7 protein-coding genes are annotated in these 11,089 nt (G+C 60.7%); 3 read left to right on the forward strand and 4 right to left on the reverse strand.

The genetic code is table 11. The features are described 5' to 3' along the window. The first annotated feature begins 72 nt into the window (after positions 1-72). Both recF and gyrB read left to right on the forward strand, forming a co-directional pair. On the forward strand, positions 73-1,200 hold the full coding sequence (gene recF / locus BM254_RS02955; protein ID WP_091998400.1) for a DNA replication/repair protein RecF: 1,128 nt from the start codon (positions 73-75) through the stop codon (positions 1,198-1,200). 82 nt (positions 1,201-1,282) lie between these two features. Beyond that, positions 1,283-3,697, forward strand: coding sequence for a DNA topoisomerase (ATP-hydrolyzing) subunit B (gyrB, locus tag BM254_RS02960; RefSeq protein WP_091998402.1), 2,415 nt, complete (start codon positions 1,283-1,285; stop codon positions 3,695-3,697). Between the two features lie 94 nt (positions 3,698-3,791). On the opposite strand, the gene BM254_RS02965 is transcribed toward gyrB, so the two are convergent. From BM254_RS02965 to BM254_RS02975, 3 genes are all read right to left on the reverse strand, one after another. After that, on the reverse strand, positions 3,792-4,562 hold the full coding sequence (locus tag BM254_RS02965) for a VC0807 family protein (protein ID WP_091998404.1): 771 nt from the start codon (positions 4,560-4,562) through the stop codon (positions 3,792-3,794). 135 nt (positions 4,563-4,697) lie between these two features. Further along, on the reverse strand, positions 4,698-5,975 hold the full coding sequence (gene gabT, locus BM254_RS02970) for a 4-aminobutyrate--2-oxoglutarate transaminase (protein ID WP_091998406.1): 1,278 nt from the start codon (positions 5,973-5,975) through the stop codon (positions 4,698-4,700). A gap of 83 nt (positions 5,976-6,058) precedes the next feature. Next, positions 6,059-7,792 (reverse strand): ABC transporter transmembrane domain-containing protein, encoded by a 1,734-nt coding sequence (locus BM254_RS02975; RefSeq protein WP_091999152.1) that lies wholly within the window; start codon positions 7,790-7,792, stop codon positions 6,059-6,061. Between the two features lie 123 nt (positions 7,793-7,915). Between BM254_RS02975 and BM254_RS02980 the strand changes: the two genes are divergently transcribed. Next, entirely contained in the window at positions 7,916-9,712 is a 1,797-nt protein-coding gene (locus BM254_RS02980; RefSeq protein WP_091998407.1) for an ABCB family ABC transporter ATP-binding protein/permease, read from the forward strand. Here the strand turns inward: BM254_RS02980 and BM254_RS02985 are convergent. Next, complete coding sequence (locus BM254_RS02985; RefSeq protein WP_091998409.1) at positions 9,697-11,079, reverse strand: sensor domain-containing diguanylate cyclase; 1,383 nt, start codon at positions 11,077-11,079, stop codon at positions 9,697-9,699. The two genes, BM254_RS02980 and BM254_RS02985, sit on opposite strands and share 16 nt — an antisense overlap. Positions 11,080-11,089: the final 10 nt, after the last annotated feature.

Consider the following 11,089-nt stretch of genomic DNA (forward strand, 5'->3'; position numbering starts at 1 on the left):
GCAGCGCATGGATAATCCGGCGCTGCCTTTTTTAATGGCCCAGTTTCGTCCCCCCGGAAAGCCAACCCTTCTATGGCCCTTGTCAGACTCCAGACCGAGCATTTCCGAAATCTGGCGCCGGATCCGGTGTCTTTCTCGCCGTCCTTCAATCTTCTCTACGGCGCCAACGGCAGTGGCAAAACCAGCGTGCTGGAGGCGATCGGCTATCTGGGACTTGGCCGCTCGTTCCGGGTGAGTCGTCACCAGGCGGTGGTTTCCCATGGGCAAAGCCGTTTTACCGTGTTCGGTGGTCTGGACCAGGGCGCGGACGAATCTGTATCCGGCGATGAGGGCGGTCTGGCGCACCGGCTGGGGATTGCCCGGGATGTGAGTGCGAAAGAGACGTCGTTGCGAGTTGATGGTGAAAACGTGCGGAGTCTTTCCTCGATGGCGAAGCACCTCCCGGTGTCAGTGATTGATCCGGGGGTTTTTGACATTGTGGCGGGTGGGCCGGGAAAACGGCGGCAGTTTCTGGACTGGTTGGTGTTCCACGTGGAACCTTCCTTCGCGTCGGTGTGGCAACAATGCCAGAGAGTCACATCACAGCGGAATCAGACGCTCAGAAATGGTAGAATAGACGAATCCCTGCTTCGGGTCTGGGATAGCCAGTACGCAGGCCTCAGCGAGCGCCTGAGCGACTCGAGGCAGGCCACCTTCGACCGGTTCAAGGAAGCGTTCGAACTGCTGGTTAAGCAGGTGGATGTACCCTGGACCCAGGGTTTGACAATGGAGTTTTTTCCCGGTTGGGACCGGGCGCACGAGCTGACCGAGATTCTCAGGAATCACCGGGAACAGGAACTGAAAATGGGCCATACCTTGTATGGACCCAATCGGGCAGACATACGCCTCAAGTTTCAGGGGCGACCGGTTGCCGAAACCTTTTCCCGGGGTCAGCAGAAAACGTTGGTTATATTAATGAAGATTGCCCAAGGGATGGTGTTGAGCGACATGGGCCGGCAGGTCACGTTTTTACTCGACGACATCAATGCGGAACTGGATGTTGGTCATCGGGCCATGCTGGCCCAGAAACTCCGGGCGCTTGGGAGTCAGGTATTTATTACATCGATTGAACATCCGGATCCCGAGTCCCTCTGGGGCGCTGGCGATACCCCGGATTACAGAATGTTCCACGTGGAACATGGCAAATTGACGGAAGAATAAAACCGGCGATGCCAAACCTGATGATGAAGCCCACGAGGCCGTCAGGCTATAGCACCGGTCATCACCCTTCAGGAGTCACCTAATGAGTGAATCGAACTACAATTCCTCCAGTATCAAAGTCTTGAAAGGACTGGATGCGGTGCGAAAGCGGCCCGGCATGTACATCGGTGACACCGATGATGGCACGGGCCTGCACCACATGGTCTTTGAGTTGGTGGACAACTCCATCGATGAGGCTCTGGCAGGTTACTGCTCCGAAATCGGGGTGATCATTCACCCGGACGAATCAGTCACCGTCAAGGATAACGGCCGTGGTATCCCCACCGACCTCCATGAGGAGGAAGGGGTATCTGCCGCCGAGGTGATCATGACCGTTCTCCACGCCGGCGGTAAGTTCGATGACAACAGCTACAAGGTCTCGGGTGGCCTGCACGGTGTGGGCGTATCCGTGGTTAACGCCCTCTCCTCTAACCTGACCCTGACCATCCGCCGGGATGGCAAAGTCTGGGAACAGACCTATGCTCACGGTGTACCGAAAGCACCGCTCTCGGTTGTCGGTGACACCGATGCTTCCGGCACCAAGGTCCATTTCATTCCGTCTCCGGAAACCTTTTCGAGTATCCAGTTCCACTACGATATCCTGGCCAAGCGCCTGCGGGAACTGGCCTTCCTGAACAGTGGCGTACGGATTCGCCTGACCGATGAGCGGTCTGGCAAGGAAGAGGTCTTCGAGTATGAAGGCGGGCTGCGTGCCTTCGTTGAGCACCTGAATTCCACCAAGACCCCGATCAACCGCGTCTTCCATTTCAACCGGGAACGTGAGGACGGCATTGCCGTCGAGGTGGCCATGCAGTGGAACGACGCCTTTCAGGAAAACCTTTACTGCTTCACCAACAACATCCCCCAGCGGGATGGCGGTACCCACCTGGCCGGTTTCCGGGCCGCCCTGACCCGCTCGTTGAACAACTACATCGAGCATGAAGGCCTGGGCAAGAAGGCCAAAGTAGCGACCTCCGGTGACGATGCCCGGGAAGGCCTGACCGCCATCATTTCCGTAAAAGTTCCGGACCCGAAATTCTCTTCCCAGACCAAGGACAAGCTGGTCTCCTCGGAAGTGAAAACCGCGGTGGAGCAGGAGCTGTACCAGAGTTTCAGTGACTTCCTGCAAGAGCAGCCGAACGAAGCCAAGCTGATCGTCAACAAGATGATCGAGGCGGCCCGTGCCCGGGAAGCCGCCCGTAAGGCCAGGGACATGACCCGCCGCAAGGGCGCTCTGGACATTGCCGGTCTGCCCGGCAAACTGGCCGACTGCCAGGAAAAGGATCCTGCCCTGTCCGAACTGTTCATTGTGGAGGGTGACTCCGCGGGTGGCAGTGCCAAGCAAGGCCGTGACCGCAAGACCCAGGCCATCCTGCCGCTGAAGGGTAAGATCCTGAACGTCGAAAAAGCACGGTTCGACAAGATGCTGTCCTCCGCGGAAGTCGGCACCCTGATCACCGCTCTGGGCTGTGGTATTGGCCGTGAGGAGTTCAACCCGGACAAGCTCCGTTACCACTCCATCATCATCATGACCGATGCCGACGTGGACGGTTCTCACATCCGGACCCTGCTGCTGACGTTCCTGTTCCGGCAGATGCGCGAAATCATCGAGCGTGGTCACGTCTTTATCGCCATGCCGCCCCTGTACAAGGTCAAGCGCGGCAAGCAGGAACAGTACCTGAAGGACGAGAAGGCCAAGGAAGCCTACCTGACCCAGACCGCACTCGAGGGCGCCCAGCTGTTCGTGAACCCCGATGCACCGGCCATCAAGGACTCGGCTCTGGAGACCATGGTCAAGGATTATCAGGCGGTGATGGCGATGATCGACCGTCTCTCCCGCGCCTACCCCGCCAAGGTCCTGGAGCAGATGCTGCATAACGTCACGCTCAAGATGGACGACCTGAAGGACGAGGAGGCAGTGGCCCGCTGGGTGGGGCGCCTGGGCGAGGGTCTGAACCTGGATACCCGCACCGGGACCAAGTACACCTTCTCGGTCACCCGAGACGAAGAGCGCGGCCTTTTCCTGCCCAAGGTCACGATCTACGTGCACGGTATTCCCCACGAGCACGTGTTCAGCCACGATTTCTTCGAATCCTCCTCCTATGCCGCCATTGCCCGCATGGGCGAAACCCTGGAGGGGCTGATCGAGGAAGGCGCCTATATCCAGCGTGGCGAGCGCAAGCAGACGGTGCTGTCGTTCGAGGGTGCCCTGGCCTGGCTGATGAAGGAGGCCCAGCGGGGCCTCAATATCCAGCGCTACAAGGGGCTCGGTGAGATGAACCCGGAGCAGTTGTGGGAGACCACCATGGATCCGGAGACCCGTCGGATGATGAAAGTCACCATCGAGGACGCCATCGCGGCCGACCAGATCTTCACCACTCTGATGGGTGATGATGTGGAGCCGCGTCGTGAGTTCATCCAGACCAACGCGCTGGAAGTGACTAACCTGGACGTGTAAGTGACTTGAAACAGGCATAAAAAAGGCGGGAAGCTTTCACTTCCCGCCTTTTTTGTTTTAAACCATTCGTTTTTATTTCCTGAAGCTTTAAAGCCTACTTCCCGGAGGTCTGTTCCCTGGACCTGGCCTTTTCCTTCTCACGTTCCTTTTCCAGCAGGTGCGGCGCCATCACCTCTTCCAGGGAGTACCCGGTCAGCCGGCGGATGGTCCGCCACAGGTACCAGAAGATCAGCATCATCATGACCATGGAGGGAATCGCGATCATCGGATAGCTCACCAGGGTCATCCGGCCGAGCTCCTCGTTGAAGGCCTGGGTGCCGGAGGGGCTGGTGACGATCCATTTTGCCAGCACGTAGTTCATGATCGAAGAAAACAGGAAGGTGCCGGCGAAGAAATAACTGGCTTTCAGCAGCCGGCCCTCGAACTCGTTCTCCTTGCCCTCATGCACCAAGCGCTCCTGGATCTTGTCCACATCCAGCACGGTCGGGTTGTACAGCAGGGTCCGGACCAGCGGATACCGGGTCCGGGTCGACACCAGCACGGCCAGCCCGATGATGGCCGGTACCGCGGCTTCCTTGATGGCCAGCCACTGGGAATTGAGCTCGAGCAGACCGATCCCGCCGGTGAGGCCGACGCTGATCAGACCCAGCAGGGCAATGAAGTTTTTCTTGTGATACCGCACCAGCTCGAACAGGCCCCAGCCCAGAGGGAATGCCAGGCCGATGATCAGGGCGTTGACGCTGCCGAGGTGTTCGTCCCCGCTGAACTTCATCAGGATGACCGATGGGATGATGATACTGACCAGCAGATCAACCCAGGGACGGGGCTTGTGATCGGGAACGGATCGGGGAGTGTCCGGAGTCATTGAATTACCTGGTTGGACAGCCTGCACACACAGGCCGGGTGAATAATCGTGTTCAGGCAGTATACGATGAATCCGGGGGTATTCGAAGGGAGTTGGCCGGGCCACAGAGGCCCGGCCGGCAAATGCCTTTGACGATCAGGCACCTGCCTCTTTCAGGCTTTCCTCGACAATCGCCAGGCCTTCCTCAAGGATCTCGTCCTCGATGGTGACCGGCATGAGGAAGCGCAGGGTATTGCCGTACATGCCACAGCTCAGCAGGATCAGGCCCTTTTCCTTGGCCTTCTTGGTGACTGCCGCGGCCAGTTCCGGCATCGGCTTGTGGGAATCCTTGCTTTCCACCAGCTCGATTGCCGCCATGGGGCCGAGGTTGCGTACGTTATCCACATGCTCGAACTGTTCCTGCCACTGGGCAAACCGGGCCTTGAGCTTTTCGCCGAGGCGCTGGCTCTTGCCCAGGATATCCTCTTCCTTGAACACGTCGAACACCGCGAGCGCCGCCGCACAGGCCGTCGGGCTGCCGGTGTAGGTGCCGCCCAGGGAGTTCGGGCCGGAGGAATCCATGACCTTGTCGGTGCCGACAATCGCCGAGATCGGCATACCGTCCGCCATGGACTTGGCCATGGTCATGATGTCCGGCTCGACACCGCTGTGCTCGATGGCGAACATCTTGCCGGTCCGGCCAAAACCGCTCTGGACCTCGTCGACGATCATCAGGATGTCGTTGTCGTCGCAGATCTTGCGGACCTTTTCCAGGAAGCTTTTCGGTGCCGGATAGAAACCGCCCTCACCCAGTACCGGTTCCAGCACAATCGCTGCGGTATTGCGGGCCGGGGAGTCGGCCTTCATGGTCATGGCCAGGCCACGCAGGGCCTCGTCTTCGGAGACACCGTGGTACGGCACCGGGAAGGGCGCGCGGTACACCATGCCCGGCATCGGGCCGAAGTCAGTCTGGTAGGGCGCGGCCTTGCCGTTCATGGCCATGGTCATGAAGGTGCGGCCATGGTAGCCGCCATCGAAACAGATGACGTTGGTCTTGCCGGTGGCTGCCCGGGCGATCTTCACGGCGTTCTCCAGGGCCTCGGCGCCGGAGTTGGCCAGCATGACCTTGCCGTGTCCGCGTACCGGCACCACTTCGCTCAGCTTCTGGGCCAGCTTCACATAACCCTCGTAGGGCATTACCGTCTGGCAGGTGTGCATCAGCTTGTCCAGCTGCGCCTTGACGGCTTCGACCACCTTGGGATGACGGTGGCCGATGTTCAGCACGCCGATACCACCGGCGAAGTCGATCATGCGCTTGCCGTCGGCGTCCCACAGCTCGGCGTTCAGGGCATGATCGGCAAATTGTTCATTGGGACTTGCCGCGCCCGCTGCCACGTAACGTTCTTTGAGTGCCTGCAATTCTTGATTGGTCACTTTGCGATCCTCCTGTTCGGGAGTCAGTAGGTTTAACTACCAGTGTAAGGAGTACGGGCGCCGGCCACAAACCGACCACTATCTCAGCTTTGCTGATCCCGGAACTGGAGACGGGCAAGGCGCTGGTACAAGGGACTGGTTTCCATCAGTTTCTGGTGGTTGCCGATCGCCAGTAACCGGCCATCCTCCAGTACCGCAATCCGGTCGGCATCGCGCACCGTGGCCAGCCGGTGGGCGATCACCAGGGTAGTCCGGTCCCGAGTCAGTGCCGGCATCGCCTGCTGGATCAGGTGTTCACTTTCTGCATCCAGGGCGCTGGTGGCCTCGTCCAGTAACAGTATCGGGGCATCGGCCAGCAGTGCCCGGGCCAGGGCCAGACGCTGTTTCTGGCCGCCGGACAGGCCCAGGCCGTTGTCACCGAGCCGGGTGTCATAACCTTCGGGGAGCCTGTGGATAAATTCGTGGGCATGGGCCACGCGGGCTACCTGCTCCACTTCCGTCTCGCTGGCATCCGGGCGGGCATAACGGATATTGTCGGCGACCGAACCGTTAAACAGGGCCGGGTTCTGCGGCACCAGGGCAAAGCAGCGGCGCAGATCGGCAAGCTCCAGTGTGGAGCTGTCGATACCATCGATCCGGATGCTGCCTGCCTGTGGTGAATAGAAGTGCAGCAGCAGGTCGAACAGGGTGGATTTTCCGGCACCCGAGGGGCCCACCAGGGCAAGGGTCTCGCCAGGCTCGACGGTCAGGCACAGGTCATCCAGGGCAGGCGTCTCGGGTCGGCTCGGGTAACAGAACCGCAGATGGTCAATCTCGATCCGGCCGCTTACCCGCTCCGGCAGCCTGGTCGTGGATTTGCCCCGCTCACCGAATTCCGGGCGGGTTTGCAGCAGTTCGAACAACCGGGCCGCGGACCCGGCGGCCCGTTGCACCTCACCAATCACCTCGCTGATGGCCCCGGCGGCGACGCCCACCAACAGGCTGTAAAACACGAAGGCCGCCAGTTCCCCCGGGCTGATACGGCCCTCGATGACATCCAGGCCACCAATCCAGATCACGATACCCACGGCGCCCATCACCAGGGAAATCGCCAGAGTGGTGAGCCAGGCCCGCTGCCGTATGCGGGCCCGGGCGATATCGAATGCCCCTTCCGACACCTCCCCGAAATACTGACGATCCTGGGACTGGTGATTGAATGCCTGTACGGTCTTGATCTGGGTGAGGCTCTCGCCCACGTAACTGCCGACATCGGCCACCCGGTCCTGGCTCAGCCGGGACAGCTGCCGGACCCGGCGGCCAAAGAACAGGATCGGCGCAATCACCAGCGGAAAGCCGAGCAGGATGATGCTGGCCAGTTTCGGGTTGGTCACGAACAGGAGAATCAGCCCGCCCACCAGCATCAGCGCGTTGCGCAGCGCGATGGATACCGTCGAGCCGATCACCGATTGCAGCACGGTGGTATCGGCGGTGAACCGGGACTGGATCTCGAGCGCGCGGTTCTCTTCGAAGAAGCCCGGGTGCAGGTCGATCAGGTGATTGAACACCCGTTTTCGGATATCCGCCACCACCCGCTCCCCGATCCAGGACACCAGGTAGAACCGGGCAAAAGAACCGAACGCCAGGCCCAGCACCAGCACAAAGAACAGCCCGATGGCCCGGGCCAGGTTGGCCGGTGACTCGGTGGCCAGGCCCTGGTCCACCAGGATCCGCAGCCCCTGCCCCAGACTCAGGGTGATGCCGGCGGTAATGACCAGGGCCACCAGGGCACCGGCAACGGCACGCCGGTAGGGGCTGATGAACTCATAGACCAGTTTCAGGGCCTTGCGATGACGGGTGTTGATAGTCGGCCTCCGGATATCCACAGGAAGTGCTGTACACTTTGATTGCTGTCCATCATACGGCTGAATCGATCATTTTGCCCTGACCGAAAAGGAAAACCCGTGCGCGCCTACGCCGACAATGACTACCCCGCCGATCATAAACCCGACTGGAAAGTGATAGCCGGCCTCTGGCCCTATCTGGCGGAGTTCCGTGGCCGGGTGATCCTGGCGCTGTCGTTGCTGGTATTGGCGAAGCTGGCCACGGTGGCCACGCCGGTTGCCCTCAAGTACATCGTCGATTACCTGGACCAGAACCGGGGGGCGGACATGGTGCTGTGGATACCGGTAGTGCTGGTGATCGCCTACGGCAGTCTCCGGTTTGGCAGTACCCTGTTCAGTGAATTGCGGGATGCGGTCTTTGCCCGGGTGGCGGAGCGAGCCATGCGCCGGGTATCGCTGCGGGTGTTCCGTCACCTGCACCAGCGGGAACTGGCCTTCCACCTGGACCGGAAGACCGGGGGCCTCGCCCGGGATATCGAGCGGGGCACCAACGGCATCAGTTTCCTGCTGCGCTTCACCCTGTTCAACATCGTCCCCACCCTGCTGGAGATCCTGCTGGTTGCCGGCATCCTGCTGGTGGTGTTCAACGTGAGCTATGTGCTGGCAATCCTGGTCGCCGTCGTGGTCTACGTGGTGTTTTCCATCAAGGTCACCGAATGGCGCACCAAGTTCGTACGGGAGGCTAATGCCCGGGACAACCAGTCCAATTCCAGGGCCGTGGACAGCCTGCTCAACTACGAGACAGTCAAGTATTTCAACAATGAGCGCTATGAAGCGGAGCTGTATGACCGGGACCTGGAGGACTGGGAAGCGGCCCGGCTGAAAAACCGCCTGTCACTGGCCAGCCTGAACGGTGGCCAGGCCTTGATCATCGGCGTGGCCCTGATCGTGATCATGGCGATGGCGGTGCGTGAGGTGGCGGCCGGGGAGATTACCCTGGGGGATTTCACCATGATCAACGCCTACCTGATCCAGCTGTTCATCCCCCTGAACGCGCTCGGATTTGTCTACCGGGAGATCCGTCAGGCCCTGGTGAACGTCGAGCGCCTGTTCAAGCTGCTCGATGATCGCCCGGCGATTGTGGATAAACCGGATGCCCCGGCCCTGGCTGTGGATAACGGTGAGGTCCGGTTTGACCATGTTCACTTCGGCTACCGGCCCGACCGGCCGATCCTCAGGGATGTGGACTTTGCCATTCCCGCCGGGCATACGGTGGCGGTGGTCGGTGCCAGTGGCGCCGGCAAGTCCACCCTGGCGAGGTTGCTGTTCCGGTTCTTCGATGTGGACAGCGGCAGTATCCGGATCGATGGCCAGGATATCCGGGACGTAACCCAGGACAGCCTGCGGGCTGCCATCGGGGTGGTGCCCCAGGATACGGTTCTGTTCAATGACACCCTGTACCGGAACCTCGCCTATGGCCGGCCGGAAGCGACTGAAGAGGAAGTGCACCGGGCAGCCCGGATGGCTCACCTGGAGGGGTTTATCCACAGCCTGCCCGAGGGCTATGACACCAAGGTGGGTGAGCGTGGTCTGAAACTGTCGGGGGGCGAGAAACAGCGGGTGGCCATCGCCCGGGTCATCCTCAAGAACCCGCCGTTGCTGATCCTGGACGAGGCCACGTCGTCACTGGATTCCCTGTCGGAGCAGGCGATCCTCGGGGCCCTGCGGGAGGTCAGCCGGCAGCGCACCACCCTGGTTATCGCCCATCGGCTGTCCACCATCCGCGATGCCGATACCATCCTGGTGATGGATGCCGGCCGGATCGTGGAAAGTGGCCATCATAATGAACTGCTGGCCCGGGCCGGACATTACGCCCGACTGTGGCGTCAGCAACACCAGGATCAGTCGCCGGCGTGACGCCTCGCCGGGGCCAGGTTCCGGTCATAGACCATGACCCGGTTCCGTCCCGCGGCCTTGCCGGCATAGAGCGCGGTATCTGCCCGGAGCATGATTTCTTTGGCGTTGCCATCCTGCGGGCAGGAGACCGCAATACCGCAGGTTATGGAACCCCGGATACACTGCTCCGGGCCCTCGAAGGAATGCTCGGACAGGGTCTGGCGAAGCCGTTCGGCAAGATGGTGGGCGCTGTCCTGGTCGCTGTCGGGCAGGAGGATGGCAAATTCCTCGCCACCAATGCGGGCGAAGGTATCACTGGCGCGCAGGCTGTCCTGGACCAGATGGGTGGTCTCCCGTAGCACCATGTCTCCGGCGTTATGGCCGAACCGATCGTTCACCTGCTTGAACCAGTCGAAATCAAACAGGATGACCGCATAGGATGGACCGTTGCGGCGATAGCGCTGGTATTCCCGCGACAGCAGTTCCATGAACTGGCGTCGGTTGGCGGCCCCGGTCAGCTCGTCGGTGATGGCAATCTGCCGCAGCTTTTCCTCCAGTTCCTTCTGGGCGCTGATGTCGAGAATCGCGCCATGCCAGAGGATACTGCCGCTGTCCCTGAATTCCGGTCGGGCCTGGCCGAAAACCCAGCGGACATGGCCGTCGACCACGACCCGGTACTCACAATTCCAGTCGCCGCCACTGGCCCGTGAGGCCTCAATGGTGTCGCGAACATGCTGGAGATCGTCGGGATGAATCTTGTCAAAGATCAGGGAGGCATCCTTGCGTACCTGTTCCGGGCTGACCCCATAGATCCGCTCGATCCCGGCGCTGGCGTAGGGAAAACTCATGAAGCCATCCGGTTGCATCTCGAACTGGTAAATTACCCCCGGAATTGTCGCCGCCATCTTTTCCAGTCGCTCGATGGTCTCGAGCTGCTCCGCCTGGACTGCCTCGAGCTGTTGCTGGTATTGCCTGGCGGCGCTGATGTCGATGTGGGTCCCACTGACCCATTCTGGATCGCCCTCGGGGGTCCGGCTCACCAGGCGTCCGTAATCCCGTACCCAGACCCAGTGGCCATTCCGGTGGCGCATGCGGGCTTCGCATTCGTAGTAGTCCGTCTCACCCCGGAAGTGGGCCTGCAGGCGCTGCTCGGACTCTGCCAGATCATCGGGATGGGCAAACTTCAGCCAGGTCTCGATGGAGATAGGCTGCAGTTCTTCCAGCGTGTAACCAATGATCTGGGCCCAGCGCTCGTTGAACACCGTCTCACCGGTCTGGACGTTCCATTCCCAGGTGCCGGCCCGGGTGCCTTCAAGAATGGTCTTGAGCCGGGCGGCCTCATCCTGGCCGAGGTAGGCGCTCTGTTCCGTTGTGGATCTGTCGGTCATTTGAATTGAT

It is taken from the genome of Marinobacter pelagius, from assembly GCF_900114925.1.
Lineage (GTDB): Bacteria > Pseudomonadota > Gammaproteobacteria > Pseudomonadales > Oleiphilaceae > Marinobacter > Marinobacter pelagius.

Bases quoted from the DNA above. Each gene is read 5' to 3' on its own strand.
- gyrB (WP_091998402.1), top strand. From the start codon at position 1,283: ATGAGTGAATCGAACTACAATTCCTCCAGTATCAAAGTCTTGAAAGGA.
- BM254_RS02985 (WP_091998409.1), bottom strand. From the start codon at position 11,079: ATGACCGACAGATCCACAACGGAACAGAGCGCCTACCTCGGCCAGGAT.
- BM254_RS02965 (WP_091998404.1), bottom strand. From the start codon at position 4,562: ATGACTCCGGACACTCCCCGATCCGTTCCCGATCACAAGCCCCGTCCC.
- recF (WP_091998400.1), top strand. From the start codon at position 73: ATGGCCCTTGTCAGACTCCAGACCGAGCATTTCCGAAATCTGGCGCCG.